This window comes from Thioalkalivibrio thiocyanoxidans ARh2 (assembly GCF_000385215.1).
GTDB lineage: Bacteria > Pseudomonadota > Gammaproteobacteria > Ectothiorhodospirales > Ectothiorhodospiraceae > Thioalkalivibrio > Thioalkalivibrio thiocyanoxidans.
This window is the reverse complement of record NZ_ARQK01000053.1, coordinates 38,290-54,904: the sequence shown is the minus strand read 5'-3', so window position 1 is coordinate 54,904 and position 16,615 is coordinate 38,290. Positions and strand designations below refer to the sequence as shown.

18 protein-coding genes and 1 pseudogene are annotated in these 16,615 nt (G+C 65.6%); 15 read left to right on the top strand and 4 right to left on the bottom strand.

Features of this window, described 5'->3' with window-relative positions; genetic code table 11:
- Window positions 1-79 precede the first annotated feature (79 nt).
- From soxY to G372_RS0108390, 12 genes are all read left to right on the top strand, one after another.
- Entirely contained in the window at window positions 80-553 is a 474-nt protein-coding gene (gene soxY / locus G372_RS0108445; protein WP_019623788.1) for a thiosulfate oxidation carrier protein SoxY, read from the top strand.
- Window positions 554-599: 46 nt separating this feature from the next.
- Window positions 600-884 carry a thiosulfate oxidation carrier complex protein SoxZ gene (gene soxZ, locus G372_RS13565; RefSeq protein WP_038070471.1) on the top strand — a complete coding sequence of 95 codons (285 nt, stop codon included), beginning with the start codon at window positions 600-602 and terminating at the stop codon, window positions 882-884.
- A 150-nt stretch (window positions 885-1,034) separates the two neighbouring features.
- A complete protein-coding gene (gene hisB, locus G372_RS0108435; protein ID WP_019623786.1) occupies window positions 1,035-1,628 on the top strand; it encodes an imidazoleglycerol-phosphate dehydratase HisB in 594 nt (197 codons plus the stop codon).
- A 28-nt stretch (window positions 1,629-1,656) separates the two neighbouring features.
- A complete protein-coding gene (gene hisH / locus G372_RS0108430) occupies window positions 1,657-2,313 on the top strand; it encodes an imidazole glycerol phosphate synthase subunit HisH (protein ID WP_019623785.1) in 657 nt (218 codons plus the stop codon).
- Between the two features lie 10 nt (window positions 2,314-2,323).
- On the top strand, window positions 2,324-3,055 hold the full coding sequence (gene hisA / locus G372_RS0108425) for a 1-(5-phosphoribosyl)-5-[(5-phosphoribosylamino)methylideneamino]imidazole-4-carboxamide isomerase (protein WP_018863184.1): 732 nt from the start codon (window positions 2,324-2,326) through the stop codon (window positions 3,053-3,055).
- Window position 3,056: 1 nt separating this feature from the next.
- Complete coding sequence (gene hisF / locus G372_RS0108420; RefSeq protein ID WP_018863183.1) at window positions 3,057-3,848, top strand: imidazole glycerol phosphate synthase subunit HisF; 792 nt, start codon at window positions 3,057-3,059, stop codon at window positions 3,846-3,848.
- Window positions 3,848-4,225, top strand: coding sequence for a phosphoribosyl-ATP diphosphatase (locus G372_RS0108415; RefSeq protein ID WP_018863182.1), 378 nt, complete (start codon window positions 3,848-3,850; stop codon window positions 4,223-4,225). Before hisF ends, G372_RS0108415 begins: the two co-directional genes overlap by 1 nt.
- A gap of 74 nt (window positions 4,226-4,299) precedes the next feature.
- Entirely contained in the window at window positions 4,300-4,602 is a 303-nt protein-coding gene (gene tatA / locus G372_RS0108410; RefSeq protein ID WP_018863181.1) for a twin-arginine translocase TatA/TatE family subunit, read from the top strand.
- A gap of 44 nt (window positions 4,603-4,646) precedes the next feature.
- Complete coding sequence (gene tatB / locus G372_RS0108405) at window positions 4,647-5,381, top strand: Sec-independent protein translocase protein TatB (protein WP_019623784.1); 735 nt, start codon at window positions 4,647-4,649, stop codon at window positions 5,379-5,381.
- Window positions 5,378-6,568, top strand: coding sequence for a twin-arginine translocase subunit TatC (tatC, locus tag G372_RS0108400; RefSeq protein WP_019623783.1), 1,191 nt, complete (start codon window positions 5,378-5,380; stop codon window positions 6,566-6,568). Before tatB ends, tatC begins: the two co-directional genes overlap by 4 nt.
- A 95-nt stretch (window positions 6,569-6,663) precedes the next feature.
- Window positions 6,664-8,214: a 2,3-bisphosphoglycerate-independent phosphoglycerate mutase gene (gene gpmI, locus G372_RS0108395; protein ID WP_018863178.1), complete on the top strand. Its 1,551-nt coding sequence runs from the start codon at window positions 6,664-6,666 to the stop codon at window positions 8,212-8,214.
- An 8-nt stretch (window positions 8,215-8,222) separates the two neighbouring features.
- On the top strand, window positions 8,223-8,579 hold the full coding sequence (locus G372_RS0108390) for a cupin domain-containing protein (protein ID WP_018863177.1): 357 nt from the start codon (window positions 8,223-8,225) through the stop codon (window positions 8,577-8,579).
- A 16-nt stretch (window positions 8,580-8,595) separates the two neighbouring features.
- Here the strand turns inward: G372_RS0108390 and G372_RS0108385 are convergent, their stop codons facing one another.
- Both G372_RS0108385 and G372_RS0108380 read right to left on the bottom strand, forming a co-directional pair.
- Window positions 8,596-10,281 (bottom strand): serine/threonine-protein kinase, encoded by a 1,686-nt coding sequence (locus G372_RS0108385; protein ID WP_019623782.1) that lies wholly within the window; start codon window positions 10,279-10,281, stop codon window positions 8,596-8,598.
- Window positions 10,282-10,295: 14 nt separating this feature from the next.
- Window positions 10,296-10,829 carry an FHA domain-containing protein gene (locus G372_RS0108380; RefSeq protein WP_018863175.1) on the bottom strand — a complete coding sequence of 178 codons (534 nt, stop codon included), beginning with the start codon at window positions 10,827-10,829 and terminating at the stop codon, window positions 10,296-10,298.
- A gap of 129 nt (window positions 10,830-10,958) precedes the next feature.
- Between G372_RS0108380 and G372_RS0108375 the strand changes: the two genes are divergently transcribed.
- Window positions 10,959-11,339: a DUF5362 family protein gene (locus G372_RS0108375; protein WP_018863174.1), complete on the top strand. Its 381-nt coding sequence runs from the start codon at window positions 10,959-10,961 to the stop codon at window positions 11,337-11,339.
- 104 nt (window positions 11,340-11,443) lie between these two features.
- Window positions 11,444-12,517, top strand: coding sequence for a GGDEF domain-containing protein (locus G372_RS0108370; protein WP_019623781.1), 1,074 nt, complete (start codon window positions 11,444-11,446; stop codon window positions 12,515-12,517).
- A 158-nt stretch (window positions 12,518-12,675) separates the two neighbouring features.
- On the opposite strand, the gene G372_RS0108365 is transcribed toward G372_RS0108370, so the two are convergent.
- Entirely contained in the window at window positions 12,676-13,290 is a 615-nt protein-coding gene (locus G372_RS0108365; protein WP_026340328.1) for a hypothetical protein, read from the bottom strand.
- Between the two features lie 188 nt (window positions 13,291-13,478).
- A complete protein-coding gene (thiC, locus tag G372_RS0108360) occupies window positions 13,479-15,368 on the bottom strand; it encodes a phosphomethylpyrimidine synthase ThiC (RefSeq protein ID WP_019623779.1) in 1,890 nt (629 codons plus the stop codon).
- A 546-nt stretch (window positions 15,369-15,914) separates the two neighbouring features.
- On the opposite strand from thiC, the pseudogene G372_RS13560 reads away from it, so the two are divergent.
- Window positions 15,915-16,594 (top strand): annotated as a pseudogene (locus tag G372_RS13560) (TIGR00153 family protein).
- Window positions 16,595-16,615: the final 21 nt, after the last annotated feature.

Below are 16,615 nucleotides of genomic sequence, written 5' to 3'. Positions count from 1 at the left end.
AACAGGCGTTAGCGCGGGTAACCGCCAAAACGCCGCCGGATAATCCGGAATTGACCCAAAAAGATGAGAGGAGATCTCCATGATTAGCACCAAGCGTCGTGTCTTCCTGAAAGGCACTCTCGCCGCCGGCACTGTCGGCGTGGCTGTTGGGGCTGGCCTGCTGGCTCCGAGCAAGCTGCTGGCCGCCTGGCCGTCTGAAATGTTCGAGGCCGAGGGCCTGGAAGCCGCGATGGAAGCCGCGCTCGGCTCCAGCGATATCCCGGACAGCGACGACATCGACCTGAGCGCCCCGGAAATCGCCGAAAACGGCGCCGTGGTCCCGGTTTCTGTCGAAACCACGATGGACGATGTCAGCGAGATCGCCATCTTCGCCGAAGAAAACGACTTCTCCGCGACCGCCCATTACGTCCTGGCCTCCGGCACCAAGCCGAAAATCTCCGGCCGTATCCGTCTGGGCGAGTCCTCGAATGTCGTAGCGGCCGTGAAGTCCGGCGACAACTGGTACAAGACGGTCCGCGAAGTGAAGGTCACGGTCGGTGGCTGCGGCGGTTAAGCCGCGCGCCCCTATCGCTGATCGAACCCTATTGGAGGAATAAGATATGTCTATTCGAGTTCGCGCCCAGGAAAGTAACGGCGTTATCAATGTCCGCGCTCTGATGAGCCACGACATGCTGGTCCCGGATGATGACGGTGGCCCGCACTTCATCGAGACCGTGGAAATCAAGCGTAACGGCGAAGACGCCGTGACCGCCCACTGGAACTTCACCGTCTCCCGCAACCCGTTCCTGCAGTGCGAGTTTGACGGGTCTGCCGGTGACACCGTGTCCGTCTCCTGGACGGACAACAAGGGTGAATCCGATTCGACCGAAGTCGAAGTCGGCTAAGGAGGCCCTGCTTCCTGAAGTCCAGCCGGGGCCCTCGGGTCCCGGCTTTTTTTTACCCAACGCATGGCGAACGGAGCTTGCGGTTCGCCGTGCGTACCGGGGCGCGGCCAGCCTTGCTACACTGGGACTTTGCCGCCTTGAATCGGGATCATGACTGAACGTACCGCTAGCGTCCGCCGCGACACCCTGGAGACCCAGATCGCCGTCGAAATCAATCTCGACGGCACGGGCACGAGCCAACTGGAAACGGGTGTCCCTTTCCTCGATCACATGCTTGACCAGGTAGCACGCCATGGCATGGTCGATCTGTCCGTGCGTGCGCAGGGCGACCTGCACATTGACGCGCATCACACGGTCGAGGATGTCGGCATCACGCTCGGGCAGGCGCTGGCGAAGGCCCTGGGGGACAAGAAGGGCATTCGTCGCTACGGCCACGCCTACGTGCCCCTGGACGAGGCCCTGGCACGGGTGGTGATCGATTTTTCCGGACGCCCGGGGCTGGAGATGCACGCCGACTTCCGGCGCTCGCACATCGGCGAGTTCGATGTCGATCTCTTCCACGAGTTTTTCCAGGGGCTGGTCAACCACGCCTGGATGACGCTGCACATCGACAGCATTCGCGGGGACAACGCGCACCACGTGGCCGAGACCATCTTCAAGGCCTTCGGGCGTGCCCTGCGCATGGCGGCCGAGGGTGACCCGCGCGCGGAGGGAATGACTCCATCGACCAAGGGCAGCCTCTAACGCGAATCACTGAAGGGATTCCTCCACCATGGAAACAATTGCCGTCATTGACTACGGCATGGGTAACCTGCACTCGGTGGTTCGCGCGCTCGAGCACGAGGCCGATATCGGCCAGCGCGTGCTGCTGACGGACGACCCCGACACCCTGCGCGAGGCCGACCGCCTGGTCTTTCCGGGGCAGGGGGCGGCCGGTGATGCGATGCAGGCGCTCGGCAGCCGCGGACTCGACCGTCTGTTGCCCGCGCTGACCGCGGATCGGCCTTTTCTCGGTCTTTGCCTGGGGCAGCAGATTCTCATGCAGCACAGCGAGGAGAGCGGGGGTGTCGATCTTCTGGGCATACTGCCGGGGCGCGTCGCGCGCTTTCCGGAACGCGAGGGCCCGGAGGGCCGCCCTCTGAAGATCCCGCACATGGGGTGGAACCGGGTCCTGCCGGCCGGCGATCATCCTTTGTGGCACGGCTTGCCCGAGACCCCGTGGTTCTATTTTGTACACAGCTATCGCGTGTTGCCGGAGAACGAGGCGGATGTCGCCGGGCGCACCGATTATGGCGAGACCTTTGCCTCGGCACTGGCACGGGGTCCGCTGTTTACCATGCAGTGCCACCCGGAGAAGAGCGCCGCCTGCGGGCTGCGCCTGTTGCACAACTTTCTGCGCTGGGACGGTGAGGGTCCCGGGGCCGTGTGAGGAGTCGAAGATGCTGGTCATACCCGCAATCGATCTGAAGGAAGGCAAGTGCGTGCGCCTGCGCCAGGGCAAGATGGAGGATTCCACTGTGTTCGGCGAAGACCCGGTGGAGATGGCCCGGCGCTGGGTGGATGCCGGGGCCGAGCGCCTGCACATCGTCGACCTGGATGGCGCCTTCGCCGGCCATCCGCGTAACGCCGAGGCCGTGCACGCGATCGCCGAGGCCTTCCCCGATCTGCCGATCCAGATCGGTGGCGGGGTTCGCGACGAGGATACCGTGCAGGCCTACCTGGACGCCGGGGTGGAGTTCGTGATCATCGGCACCCGGGCGGTGAGCGCGCCGCACTTCGTCAATGATCTGTGCCTGGAGTTTCCCGGGCGCATCATCGTGGGGCTGGACGCGAAGGACGGCAAGCTGGCGGTGGATGGCTGGTCGAAGCTGTCGCACCACGATGTGATCGACCTGGCCCAGCATTTCGAGGCGGATGGAGTGGTGGCCTTCGTCTATACCGATATCGCCCGCGACGGGATGATGAAGGGGCCCAATGTGGAGGCCACCGCTCGCCTTGCGAGTAACGTGCGTGTACCGGTGATTGCCTCCGGCGGCATCAGCTCGCTGGACGACCTGCGCAAGCTCGCCGAGAACGAGGAGGAGGGCATCACCGGTGCGATCGTCGGGCGTGCGCTGTACGAGGGTGCGTTTACGCTTGAAGAGGCACGCAAGGCGGCCTCCGGAGGCTGAGATGCTGGCCAAGCGCATCATCCCCTGCCTGGACGTCGATGCCGGCCGCGTCGTCAAGGGCGTGAACTTTGTGGGCATCCGCGACGCCGGCGACCCGGTCGAGATCGCGCGGCGCTACAACGCGCAGGGCGCGGACGAAATCACCTTCCTCGACATCACGGCCTCGAGTGACGATCGCGACACCATCCTGCATGTGGTCGAGGCTGTCGCACGCGAGGTCTTCATCCCGCTGACTGTCGGCGGTGGCGTACGCGCGGTCGAGGACATCCGCCGCCTGCTCAATGCCGGGGCCGACAAGGTCTCGATCAATACTGCTGCCGTGCACCGCCCGGAACTGGTGCGCGAGGCGGCCGACTGGGTCGGTAGCCAGTGCATCGTGGTCGCGATCGACGCCAAGCGCGTCAGCGCGGAAGGCGAGCCCCCCCGCTGGGAGGTATTTACCCACGGCGGGCGCCGGGAGACCGGTCTGGAAGTCGTCGAGTGGTCGCAGCGGATGGAGTCTCTCGGGGCCGGCGAGATCCTGCTGACCAGCATGGATCGAGATGGCACCCGGATCGGGTTCGATCTGGAGCTGACCCGGGCGGTCAGCGACGCGGTAGGCATACCGGTGATCGCCTCCGGTGGCGTGGGCGAGCTGCAGCACCTGGTCGAGGGCGTGACCGAGGGGCATGCCGATGCGGTGCTGGCGGCGAGCATCTTCCATTTCGGGCAGCACACGGTGGGCGAGGCCAAGGACGCGATGGCCGCGGCGGGCGTGCCCGTGCGGCCCAATGACGCCGGAGTGGCCGCCTGATGGCCGGGCGTGCGGCACAGGCACCGGCAGGTGACGAGCTCCTGAGCAAACTGGCCGAAGTGATCGAGCAGCGTCGCCAGGCCGACCCGGAGCAGTCCTATGTGGCGAAGCTCCATGCCCGGGGGCTCGACGAAATGCTGAAAAAGCTGGGCGAGGAGTCGGCGGAGACGATTATCGCTGGCAAGAACGAGGACAGCGATGCGCTAGTGTCGGAGATGGCTGACCTGTGGTTTCATAGCCTGGTCGTCCTCGCGGCCCGGGGCCGACACCCCGACGACGTCCTCGACGAGCTGGCGCGGCGCTTCGGGCTGTCAGGCGTCGCGGAAAAGGCCGCGCGACGGGCCAGCGGGCAGCGCTCCGATAAAAACGATAAATAAAACGCTGCGTATTGATTATGGGCCTGACGCCGTTCAGGCTTGATCTCAAAGTTGAATGATCTTGGAGAGAGTCCATGGGTATTGGTGGCATCAGCATCTGGCAACTTCTTATTATCCTGCTCATCGTCGTGCTGCTGTTCGGCACGAAGAAGCTGCGCAATATGGGCGGCGACGTCGGTTCCGCACTGAAGAACTTCCGGCAGGCGGTCAAGGACCCGGATGGCGAGAACAAGCAGGATGAAAACGCGGAAGGCCAGGATGGCGAGGCCCCCGAGGTCGAGGATCAGACCGGTGACAAGGGGCGTGTAGTCGACGGCGAGGCGAAGAAGAGCTCGGAGCAGGAGACCGAGACCTCGCAGTCGGACAAGAAATCCTGATCCGCGCCGTGCGCGGAATGGCCGGACTCGGGCGGCGCTAGCGCATGTTCGACATCGGTTTCTGGGAGATCATCATCATCGTGCTGGTCGCGCTGCTGGTCGTGGGGCCGGAGCGGCTGCCCGGCCTTGCGCGCGAGATCGGGCGCTGGGTCGGCAAGACCCGGCGTTTCGTGCACAGCGTGCGCTCGGACTTCGAGCAGGAGCTGCAGACCGAAGAGCTGCGCAAGATGCTCAAGAGCCAGGAACGCGAGATCCGTCAGCTCAAGGGCACGATGGAGGAGACCGAGAAGGATCTCCGCGAGGACCTCGAGGAAACCGAAAAGGACCTGCGCGAGGATATCGAAGGGAAACCCGCCAAGGGCAAGGGGCTGACGCAGGACCACCTGCGTGCCCTGGACGACCGGCGCACGGCGGCGGAAACGAAGGCGAAGAAGCCGGCTGTGCGTCCGCGCCGCACGGAGGATGCCGATGACGCGACGGGCGAGCCCGAGCCCGAGCAGCCCGAGGTACGCCGGGTACCAACCCGCTCGGGCATGGACGGCAACCTGATGACCGATGACCCGGCGCTGGCGGCTGAACGCAAGGCGCGTGCCGCGGACGGTGAGCGACCGAAACGCAAGAAGCCGGCGGTTCGCCCCCGGCGGACCGACAAGGTGGACGCTACCCCGGTCACCGACTCGGGGCGTGACCCGCATGACGGTGCAGACCGTCCGGATGCCGGCCCGGATCAGACCGGCGATTCCACCCACGACGACCAGGCCCCCGACAAGCACTCATGAGCAAGACCAAGCCGGAGGTCGAACCGAGTCCGGAGGCCACCGAAACCCTGCTCACGCACCTGATCGAGCTGCGTGACCGCATCCTCAGGATGTTCATCGCCATTCTGGTGGTGTTCCTGGTGCTGTTCCCGTTCGCCAACCCGATCTACACCTGGCTGGCGGATCCGCTGATGCAGCACCTGCCGGAAGGCACCAGCATGATCGCGATCGACGTGGCTGCGCCATTCCTGATTCCGTTCAAGCTGGTCCTGCTGTTGGCGGTGGTGATCAGCATCCCGTATCTGCTCTACCAGGTCTGGTCGTTTGTCGCTCCGGGGCTGTACAGCCACGAGAAGAACCTGGCCCTGCCGCTGGTGGCATCATCCACCATCCTGTTTTACCTCGGCATGGCCTTCGCCTACTTTGTGGTCTTCCCGCTGATCTTCGCCTTCTTTACGGCGACGGCGCCCGAGGGCGTAGCGGTGATGACCGATATCTCCCGCTATCTCGCCTTCGTGATCATGCTGTTTATCGCGTTCGGGATTGCGTTCGAGATGCCGGTGGCGACGATTCTGCTGGTCTCGCTGGGCGCGACAACACCCGAAAAGCTCGCCAAGAAGCGTCCCTACGTGATCGTGGGGGTATTCCTGGTCGGAATGGTGCTCACCCCGCCCGATATCATCTCGCAGACACTGCTGGCACTGCCGATGTGGTTGCTGTTCGAGATCGGTCTCGTTCTTTCGCGCATCATGGAGCGCAAGAAAGCCCGCGAGCGCCGCGAACGGGGGGGTGACGAGCCCGACGACTTGAGCGACGATTCGGGCGATGGCCCCGACGACCCGGGCGGCGGTCCCGGTGGCGGTGGCAAGGGTGCGACCGGCGCCCCCGACCGCAAGGGTTCGGCGGCTGCGGCCACGGGGGGCGCGGCAGCCTCCAGTGCTGGTGCTCGGGAAACCCCGGCCTCTGCGCGCGCCGGCTATACCCCAATGACTGACGACGAGATGGACGCCGAGCTGGATCGTATCGAGGCAGAGCAGGCCGAACTCCAGCGTCAGAGGGATGCCCGCAAGTCCGCGCAGGCGCCGACCGACGAAGCTCCCGAGACGGGTACGACGAAGGGTGGCGAGCCGCAAGAGCCAGCCAGTGACGATGTCCCGGATGAGGATGGGCCGTCGCAGGAGGACTATGACGAGGGCCGTTATCGCTAGCGGATTAATGTGACGGGATCCCTGTGGCGTCCATACGCGCATCGGAACTTGCTAAAATGCCCCGATAACCCATTGACCCAGGAAATGAACCCGCGATGGCCGACCCGCGTCCGACTCCCCGCCGCCCTGTTCTGCTCCTCATCATGGACGGGGTGGGTGTAAACCCCTCGAAGGTGAACAATGCCTATGCCGAGGCCAACACCCCCCGTCTCGACGAGTACCTGTCCACACATGCCCACACCACGCTGGATGCCTGTGGTCGTGCCGTTGGCCTGCCGGATGGGCAAATGGGCAACTCGGAGGTGGGGCACCTGACGCTCGGTGCCGGTACTGTGATCAACCAGGATCTCGTGCGCATCGACGACTCCATCGCCGATGGCTCCTTCTACGAGAATGATGCCCTGGTCAGTGCCGCACGTGCGGCCGCCAACAATGACCTGCCGCTCCACCTGATCGGGCTTGTCTCCGACGGCGGTGTGCATTCGCATATCCGCCATCTGCGGGCGCTGGTCGAGATCTGCCAGCACGAGGGCGCGCGTCCGATGGTGCACATGATCACCGACGGTCGTGATACGCCCCCGCGCTCCGCGCTCAATTACCTCGATCCGCTGGAAGAGGAACTGGCGAGCGCCGGTGGTGCCATCGCCACCGTTTGCGGCCGCTATTACGCGATGGATCGCGACAAGCGCTGGAATCGCACCGAAATGGCCTTCCGGGCAATCGCCTTTGCCGAGGGTGAACCCGCCGGTTCGGCGCGCGAGGCGATCGAGGCCGCCTATGCCGCTGGCGAGGATGACGAGTTCATCAAGCCAAGGATCATCAATGGCGGGGCCCCGCTCGGCCAGGATGCGGTCTGTGTGCTGTTCAACTTCCGCAACGATCGGCCGCGCCAGCTGACCGCCGCGCTGGGTCTGGACGACTTCGATGGTTTCGACCGTGGTGACTTCCGCCCGGTCGCAGAGATCTGTCTGACCGAATACGATCCGCGCTTTCTGTCGCCGATCGCCTTTCCGCCGGAGCGCCCCTCGACCACCCTGGGGAGTACCATCGCCTCTGCCGGCATCCCGCAGTTCCACTGTGCGGAGACCGAGAAGTACGCCCACGTCACGTTCTTCTTCAATGGCGGCAAGGAGGAGCCCTACGCTGGTGAACAGCGCGTGATGGTGCCCTCGCCGTCCGTGGATACCTACGACGAGCAGCCGGAAATGAGCGCGGTCGAAGTGGCCGACGAGACCATCCAGGCGATGGAGAGCGGGCGCTACGGCTTTATCCTGGTCAACTTTGCCAATGGCGACATGGTGGGCCACACGGCCAAGCGCGAGGCGTTGATCCAGGCGGTAGAGGCTCTCGACCGCGAGGTGGGGCGTGTGCTGGATGCGGCGAAGGAGGCCGGGTATTCCGCGATCGTGACTGCTGACCACGGTAACTGCGACGAGTACGTCGACCCGGTGACCGGCGATCCGCATACCCAGCACACGATCTACCCGGTGATGTGCATGATCACCGACTCGCAGCGCTGGCGTCTGCGCACCGGTGGTGGTCTGGCCGACGTGGCGCCGACCGTGCTGGAGCTGATGGGCGTGCCCAAGCCCGCTGCGATGGGTGGGGCCAGCCTGTTGCTCGAGGAAGTTCCGGAGCCCGCCTGAGGCCGACGATGCATACGCGCTACGCCGACATCCCGGCCTATGACACCAAGGACGGCTCCGAGATCCGCGAGCTGATGCATCCGGACAGCCACGGCAATGCGGCCCAGAGTCTGGCCGAAGCGATCGTGGAACCGGGTGCGACCACGCACCTGCATCGCCACGCGAAGACCGAGGAGCTCTACCACATCACCCGCGGACGGGGGGAGATGCGGCTCGGGGCGGAGACCTTCGAGGTGACGGTCGGGGATACCGTCTGTATCCATCCTGGTACCCCGCACAACATCCGCAACACCGGGGAAGAACCGCTGCACATCCTGTGCAGTTGCTCGCCGCCCTATTCGCACGACGACACCGAGCTCCTGTAGCCCGGACCGCGCTCGCTCAGGCCGGTGGGGTACGCTCCGAGCGTGACGACTCCGTCTCCTCCTCCAGTACCAGCGTGCGTTCGCTGTCGGATTGCGCCGACGGGTCCTGTCGGGCTGTCGGCCGCTGTTTCATGCGCGCCTCCAGCGAGTCCGCCATTGCGTTGTAGGCGGCGTAAACCCGCTCGAAGTCATCGCGCCGCCGGGCGCGGATGCGCGTGTCCAGCCGGCCCTGACCAGTCTGTTCCAGGGCGCCGCGCAGGGTGTCGAGTGGTGCCTGCAAGCGGCGCGCGAGTACGTAGGCGCCCAGCGATACCGCGAGCAGCGTGACCAGTGCGAGCAGCGTCAGGGCCAGCCACGTCGTCTGATTGGCGGCCCGCAGGGAGCGGGTCGAGAGCCCTACCTGCAGCCGCCCGATCTCCATCTCCTGAAACCGCACCGGCGACTCGAACACGATCATCTCGCGCCCCTCCGGGTCCTCTCTGGACCAGATCGCCTGCCCTCCGCGGCGAGCCAGTAACTGTTCGTCCGGGAGGGGCTCAAACGAATTGCCGAGCGAGGCGTCGTCGCTGCTCGCCACCACGCGTCCCCGGTGATCCGCCACGCTCAGCAGCGCGATCTCGCGATTGTCCTGCATGTCCTGCAGCCGCCCCTGTACGGCAATGGTGTCTTCCAGCAGCAGGTCCTCCGCGCTCTCCACCGCGATGATCTGCGCCAGTGTGGACCCGTAGTCGAAGGCGAGATCCGTGATGACCTCGTTCTGCTTGTGTTGTACCAGGGCTCCGGCGATCGTCAGGGTGATGGCCACCGTCGCTCCGAGGATTGCCGGCCAGCGCCACCGCAGCGGGATGACCCGACTCCCGGCGCCGGCCCGTTCGCGTTCCACGCGCTCTTCGTCGAGGCGTTGCAGGTCCACCAGCAGCTCCCCGGCTGACTGGTAGCGCTTCTCCGGCTGCTTCTCCAGCAGGCGTTCGACCAGCTCGATCAGCTCGGGCGGACAATCCCCCACAATGGGGCGCAAGGGCGGTGCCGGGTCGCGCACGACTCGGGTCAGCAGCCCTTCGACCTCGTGCCCGCGAAACGGTGTCGAGCCCGTGAGCAGCTCATACAGCACTACGCCCACCGAGTAGAGGTCCGCACGGGCGTCGGTGGGCAGGCCCTGCACCTGCTCGGGCGCCATGTAGTGGGGCGAGCCGGCGACGTAGCCATCGGAGTCGGCCCGCCAGGCCGGGTCATTCAGGGTCTGGGCAATGCCGAAGTCCATCACCTTGATGTTCACCGTGGCGCTGGTGACGATGATGTTCTCCGGCTTGATGTCGCGATGAACCACGCCATTGCGATGGGCGTAATCCAGTGCCTCGGTCAGCTGGATCGCGATCTTCAGCACGTTGCGCAGCAGCAGCGGGCGGAACTGCTCGGCAAATGCAGCGAGCGTGATCCCGTCCAGCAGCTCCATCGCGATGAACGGGCGATCATCGGACTCGCCGACATCGAAGATCGTCACGATCCCCGGGTGGGTCAGCGTGCCGGCCGCGCGCGCCTCGGCCACAAACCGGCGGCGGTACTCGGGCCGCCGGGCGTAGTCATCCTGCAGGCACTTGATCGCCAGCTCGCGGCGAATCTCCGGGTCGAAGCCGCGATAGATCACGGCCATGGCCCCGCGACCGATTTCCTCGCCTGCGTCGTAGCGACCGATCCGCTGCACGCCGGGCGGCCCGTTCAGGTGCTTTCGAGCAGGATGCGAGCGACCGCGGCGAGTACCAGGATCGCGACCGCCACGCCGATCCAGCGCCACGAAGACCGCCGCACGCCACGCGCGGGCACCGCCTCCGAGCCGTCGTCCCGGCGCCGGAAGATGAACTCTGCGCGCCCGAAGCGGACATGGTCGCCGTCATTCAGCGTGGCCTCGTGGACCTTGTGGTCGTTGACCCAGGTGCCGTTGGTCGAGAGCAGGTTGACCACCCGGCAGGCCCCGCCGTCGTTGACCAGCCAGGCGTGCTGCGACGAGACACTGCCTTCCTGCAGCACGATGTCATTGTCGCCCTGTCGGCCGACAGACTGCTTGCCGGGTTTGAGGGTCAGGCGTTGCTGACGGAAGGGTTCGGCCACGCCCACCAGCACGGGATGTCCACCAGGCGGCGTATGCGAGTGTTCGCCAGCGGCTTCGGTCTCGGGCAAGGCCGCGCCCTGGAACAGCATGGTCCCCTGCGGGCCACTGCGCTCGCGTTCACTGTCTCGTCCCTGATCGCTCATGCGGCCTCCATTGCGCAGCTGCGGTGTACCGCCCGAGTATGCCCTCCGCCCCGATGGCGAACAATGCGCGGCGCGCTGGTCAGCCTGCTATGCTCGAGACCGTTGCAATCCAACGGACAGGAGGACCGCATGGAAGCAGAATCGACAGGCAACCCGCAGCTTCGCGAGCTGATCGAGCCACTGGTTCGCGGCAAGTTCTGGATGCAGCTGATCGGTGTGATGCTGATCATCTCGGGCGTGCTCACCGCCCTGTCCATTGTCGGCATCCTGATCGCCTGGATCCCGATCTGGGCCGGCGTGGTGCTGATGCAGGCGGCGGGTGCCTCGCAGCGCGCCTTCGACAGCGCCGACCCGCTGGAGATCAAGTATGCGCTGAGCCGGCTGCGCATCTACTTCACCATCTTTGGCGTGCTGCTGCTGATCTACCTGATCCTGATGGTCGTCGGCATGCTGTTCGGCATCGGCGTCGGGATGATGGGGGTCGGCGGCATGGCCGAACACGTGCAGTAATACCGGGGGCACCTCCCCGCCGGAACGGTGTACGCGAACCGGCGCCGCGGCGGTCGGCCCCGGCAGCAAGGAACACAATCTTGGATATAGCAAGGCGACTGCGGATGCGGGCGGATCCGCTGTACGGGGAGTGCGAGGAGACACGGCAAGCGTTTACGAGCTGGCTGCGCACGACACGTATTCCGCAGGTCCGCTATATCGCGTTTCTGACGGCTGCACTGTATCTGCTGTATGCCGTCATCGAGCAGGCAGTCGCTGCCGATTCGTCGAGTCTGCGGCTACTGGCCCACGCAGTACTGGTGCCCGGCCTGTTGCTGTCCGTGGCAGCCATGAGTTTTCGTACGCGGTTCCAGCCGCCGATGTGGGCCCTGTTGACCGTGGCACCAGTGGTCGCGAATGCCGCCAACCTGGGGTTGAATGCGGGATCGCCCCAGTTCCTGGTCTTCGCTCCCGAAATTTATCTGAGCATCATGTGGACCTTTGCGATCTCCGGGCTGGCCCTGCGTCAGGCCGTCATCGCGGCCACCGCCATCGTCGCGCTAGTGATCGTGGCTGCGTCATACGCGCCCCTGGAGCCAGGCCTGCAGCAGCTGCATCTGTTCTGGGTGCTGGCCGCCTTCTCGTTCGGCTGTCTGAGTGCCTTTGTCCTGGAAAAGGCATACAAGCACACCTTCCTGCAACAACGTCAGCTGGCCCGCTCTGCGCAGACCGACGAACTGACCTCCCTGTGGAACCGTGCACATATCGAGCAGCTGTTCGAGGAGGAGCGTGCACGTAACGAGCGCTATGGCCAGCCGTTCTCGGTGATCCTGATCGACGTCGACCACTTCAAGGCCGTGAACGACACCTGGGGCCACAGTACTGGTGATGCGGTGCTGCGACAGTTTGCCGAGCTGCTGCGCCAGAATCTGCGCAAGGTGGATGCCATTGGCCGGATTGGTGGCGAGGAGTTCTTCGTGCTGCTGCCGCAAACCGATGTCGCGCAGGCGCAAGCGGCGGCCCGCGACCTCCAGTCCCGGATCAATGCCTTCGACTTCGACACGGCAGGCCGGCGGACGGCAAGCTTCGGCGTGACCGAATACCGTCCGGGTGAACGTATGGTCGACACCTTTGATCGGGCCGACCGGGCCCTGTACGCGGCCAAGAAGAACGGCCGCAACCGCATAGAGGTACGCTGATCAAGGAGAGTCGTACACAGGAGCGCCGGGCCCTGGATGCGGGCATGCCTCGCGGTGGGGCCATCAGGGCGAACACCGGGGCCGCGCTCCCGCTGCCGAGAGCGCTTGCAAGCCGCGTTGAGTCGGACCAGACGAGGACTGGAGGGCCGGGTCGTGCGTTACCGGGGCCCGAAGTGGAAGCGCAGCCCGGTGGCGATGAAATTCGAGCCGCTGGCATCGCTGACCACACCAAAGACGCCGGAACGGTGATGGATGCGCAGGAAGGCTTCCCAGGAACTGTCCCGCGACGCCGGTGGCGCGAAGGCGATTTCCGCCATCATGAACGCCTGGGTGCGGCTGGGGCGACTATCCTCGATGACCGGCTCGCCGAGGGCACGCGAGGGGCCAATGCCCCAGGCAGCCGAGGTGTCCACCAGGTGGTCCCAGGGAAAGCGGGTCCAGCGCAGGTTGGCGGCCGCGTTCAGTTCGAGGTGATCCTGCTGACCCCAGTGGCGGGCGACATTGATCTCGCCTTCGAGATGCAGATGGTCACCGAAGCGGTGCAGGCGACGGGAGAGGCCGACGGCCGCCAGGTGCGAGTCCTGCATCTCGGTCTGGAACCGGAGGATCTCGACGAAGCGGGTGTCGGTCCAGCGTGCGCCATAGGCGAAGACCGAGGTCTCCGCCCACTGCCGGGCCATCCCGTCTTCCTCGGCCGCGGCCGTTCCGACCTGGCAGACGGCCAGCACTGCGGCAAGGGCGCTGGCGCCACAACAGCAGCGGGTAGTCGCCATGCCGTAATCCTCCCGGCAACAGGTTGGTGCGGGGCGCAGTACAGAAAGGGTAGATGCCCCGCCTGCCTGGAGCCAGTGATCGGTTGCTCGTAACAGCCGTTCGGTAGCGTTTCCTTGCGATCCTGGTATCCGCTCTCGAATCCGGCTGGCCTGACCTGTCTGGTCAGCCAGATCTCGTTGCCTGGCCGTCAAGCCTTCCGGTAGATCTCCGCTCCGGTCTCCCGGAACTCGATGGCCTTCTCCTCAAGCCCCTTGTCCAGCGCCTCCTGTTCGGAGATGCCCTGGGCCGCGGCGTAGTCGCGCACGTCCTGGGTGATCTTCATCGAGCAGAAGTTCGGGCCGCACATGGAACAGAAGTGGGCGACCTTGTGCGCCTCCTTCGGCAGGGTCTCGTCGTGGAATTCGCGCGCGCGCTCCGGGTCCAGCGCCAGGTTGAACTGGTCCTCCCAGCGGAACTCGAAGCGCGCCTTGGACAGGGCGTTGTCCTGCAGCTGCGCGCCGGGGAAGCCCTTGGCCAGGTCGGCGGCGTGGGCGGCGATCTTGTAGGTGATGATGCCGTCGCGCACGTCCTGCTTGTTGGGCAGGCCCAGGTGTTCCTTGGGCGTCACGTAGCAGAGCATCGCGGTGCCGTACCAGCCGATGTTGGCCGCGCCGATGCCGGAGGTGATGTGGTCGTAGGCCGGGGCGATGTCGGTCACCAGCGGGCCGAGGGTGTAGAACGGGGCCTCGAAGCAGTCCTCCAGCTCCTTGTCGACGTTCTCCTTCACCTTCTGCAGCGGGACGTGGCCGGGGCCCTCGATCATCACCTGCACGTCGTGCGCCCAGGCCTTCTGCGTCAGCTCGCCCAGGGTCTCCAGCTCGCCGAACTGCGCGGCGTCGTTGGCGTCGGCCAGGCAGCCGGGGCGCAGGCCGTCCCCCAGCGAGAAGGAGACGTCGAACGCCTTCATGATCTCGCAGATCTCGTCGAAGTGGGTGTAGAGGAAGTTCTCCTGGTGATGCGCCAGGCACCACTTGGCCATGATCGAGCCGCCGCGGGAGACGATGCCGGTCACGCGGTCGGCGGTCAGCGGCACGTACTGCAGGCGCACGCCGGCGTGGATGGTGAAGTAGTCCACGCCCTGCTCGGCCTGCTCGATCAGGGTGTCGCGGAACAGCTCCCAGGTCAGATCCTCGGGCTTGCCGTCGACCTTCTCCAGCGCCTGGTAGATCGGCACGGTGCCGATCGGCACCGGCGAGTTCCGCAGGATCCACTCGCGGGTCTCGTGGATGTTCTTGCCAGTGGACAGGTCCATCAGGGTGTCGCCGCCCCAGCGCGCGGACCACACGAGCTTCTCCACCTCCTCCTCGATCGAGGAGGTGACCGCGGAGTTGCCGATGTTGGTGTTCACCTTCACCCGGAAGTTGCGGCCGATGATCATCGGCTCGAGCTCGGGGTGGTTGATGTTCGCCGGGATGATCGCGCGGCCGCGGGCGATCTCGTCGCGCACGAACTCGGGGGTGATCTCCTCGGGGATGGAGGCGCCGAACGACTCGCCGGCGTGCTGCCGGAGCAGCTTTCGGTAGCGCGGGTCGGCTCGCAGCTCTTGCAGGCGGTTGTTCTCGCGGATCGCGACGAACTCCATCTCCGGCGTGATGATGCCCTGACGGGCGTAGTGCATCTGCGAGACGTTCGCGCCGGCCTTCGCCCGGCGCGGTGGGCGGATGTGCTCGAAGCGCAGGCTGGCCAGTTCCGGATCGGCGGCGCGGGCGCGGCCGTACTCCGAGCTCGGGCCGTCCAGCCACTCGGTGTCCGCGCGTTCGTCGATCCAGCCACCACGCAGATCCGCCAGGCCGCGGTGCAGGTCGATGCTCGCCTCGGGGTCGGTGTAAGGCCCGGAAGTGTCGTAGACCGGGATCGGCGGGTTTTCTTCGGGCGTGCCGGAGGTCATCGTCGGGGTCTGCGCGACCTCGCGATACGGCACGCGGATGTCCGCGCGCGAACCCTCGACGTAACGCTTCTCGGAGTTCGGGAACGGGCGGGTGACCTCTGCGGAGACCTCGGCGGTCTTGCGGGCAAACGACTCGGGGATGGCGCTCATGATCGGACCTCTGCTGCTGTCGCGTGAGGCGAAGGGGGCGCGGGCAGGGCGATCGCGGGGCAGGGACCCCGGGTACAGCAGACCGTTGACCGAGCTTCCCTCCGCCGGTGTTAACCGGTTCAGGTGCGGGGAAACACGGACCAATGTACACGCTCGCGCTCGAGTCGCTTTTGCGTGCGAACAAGGCGCGGTGACTGCCGTGCAGTCATTCTGCACAAGGGAGCCGCAACGCAGTGCGCGCGCAAAAGCGGCCGAGCCCCTTGGGGTTGGTACCCCAGGTTCCCCGATCCTGCGTTGCACCGCTTGCGGGTAGAACCACTACCCGCTGCACGGCGCGCCTTGTCTCGGAAAACCTGGGGCACCAACGCGAGCGTGTACATTGGTCCGTGTTTCCCTAGGGGACTCTCTCAGCCCGACATGTGGTACGGGCACCCCCAGCTCTGGGCGACGATTGTAGCGCACGCGGCGCACATTCGCCTGCAGGTGACAGGGTATTGAGGGTTGTTTTGCGGTACATTAGGCCTTTGTGACATTCTTCGCGCCGCCATGAGCCCCAAGAACTTCGTCTTCGAACTGTTTGGTCGTTCGCCGGTGCGCCCCCTGCAGGCGCACATGGAGAAGGTGCGCGCCTGCATCGCCGAGCTCCCGCCCTTCATCGAGGCGATGGCCCGGGACGACTGGGACACTGCGCGCGTACAGCAGAGGAAGATCGTCAAGCTCGAGCACGAGGCCGACCGCCTGAAGAAGGACCTGCGCCTGCACTGCCCAAGGGGATGATGCTGGCGATGTCGCGCCGCGACGTGCTCGACACCCTGCTGATCCAGGACCGCATCGCGAATATGGCGAAGGACATCGCAGGGCTGATGCTGGGCCGACAGATGCAGTTCCCGGCCAATATGCAGGAGCCGTTGCAGCGCTTTCTGGACCGCAGCGTGGACGCGGTGAATCAGGCCGGGCGCGCGGTCAACGAGCTGGACGAGCTGGTCGAGGCGGGCTTTCGCGGGCACGAGGTCGAGGTGGTCAACGACATCCTGACCGAGCTGGACCAGATCGAGCACGAATCCGACGAGGCCCAGCGCGAGGTGCGCGAGATCCTGTTTGCCCAGGAGGCGGAGTTGCCCCCGGTGAACGTGATCTTCATGTACCGCGTGATTGACTCCATAGGCGAACTGGCCGATCTGGCCCAGCGCGTGGGCAGCCGCCTGCAGCTGATGCTGGCCAAGTAAACACCGCCACCAACGGACGCA

Coding starts and splice junctions, on each gene's coding strand:
- hisA (WP_018863184.1), top strand. CDS start 2,324: ATGCTGGTCATACCCGCAATCGATCTGAAGGAAGGCAAGTGCGTGCGC.
- G372_RS0108415 (WP_018863182.1), top strand. CDS start 3,848: ATGGCCGGGCGTGCGGCACAGGCACCGGCAGGTGACGAGCTCCTGAGC.
- G372_RS0108380 (WP_018863175.1), bottom strand. CDS start 10,829: ATGAGCGATCAGGGACGAGACAGTGAACGCGAGCGCAGTGGCCCGCAG.
- soxZ (WP_038070471.1), top strand. CDS start 600: ATGTCTATTCGAGTTCGCGCCCAGGAAAGTAACGGCGTTATCAATGTC.
- tatC (WP_019623783.1), top strand. CDS start 5,378: ATGAGCAAGACCAAGCCGGAGGTCGAACCGAGTCCGGAGGCCACCGAA.
- G372_RS0108370 (WP_019623781.1), top strand. CDS start 11,444: ATGCGGGCGGATCCGCTGTACGGGGAGTGCGAGGAGACACGGCAAGCG.
- soxY (WP_019623788.1), top strand. CDS start 80: ATGATTAGCACCAAGCGTCGTGTCTTCCTGAAAGGCACTCTCGCCGCC.
- G372_RS0108375 (WP_018863174.1), top strand. CDS start 10,959: ATGGAAGCAGAATCGACAGGCAACCCGCAGCTTCGCGAGCTGATCGAG.
- G372_RS0108390 (WP_018863177.1), top strand. CDS start 8,223: ATGCATACGCGCTACGCCGACATCCCGGCCTATGACACCAAGGACGGC.
- G372_RS0108365 (WP_026340328.1), bottom strand. CDS start 13,290: ATGGCGACTACCCGCTGCTGTTGTGGCGCCAGCGCCCTTGCCGCAGTG.
- hisB (WP_019623786.1), top strand. CDS start 1,035: ATGACTGAACGTACCGCTAGCGTCCGCCGCGACACCCTGGAGACCCAG.
- thiC (WP_019623779.1), bottom strand. CDS start 15,368: ATGAGCGCCATCCCCGAGTCGTTTGCCCGCAAGACCGCCGAGGTCTCC.
- tatB (WP_019623784.1), top strand. CDS start 4,647: ATGTTCGACATCGGTTTCTGGGAGATCATCATCATCGTGCTGGTCGCG.
- hisH (WP_019623785.1), top strand. CDS start 1,657: ATGGAAACAATTGCCGTCATTGACTACGGCATGGGTAACCTGCACTCG.
- tatA (WP_018863181.1), top strand. CDS start 4,300: ATGGGTATTGGTGGCATCAGCATCTGGCAACTTCTTATTATCCTGCTC.
- gpmI (WP_018863178.1), top strand. CDS start 6,664: ATGGCCGACCCGCGTCCGACTCCCCGCCGCCCTGTTCTGCTCCTCATC.
- hisF (WP_018863183.1), top strand. CDS start 3,057: ATGCTGGCCAAGCGCATCATCCCCTGCCTGGACGTCGATGCCGGCCGC.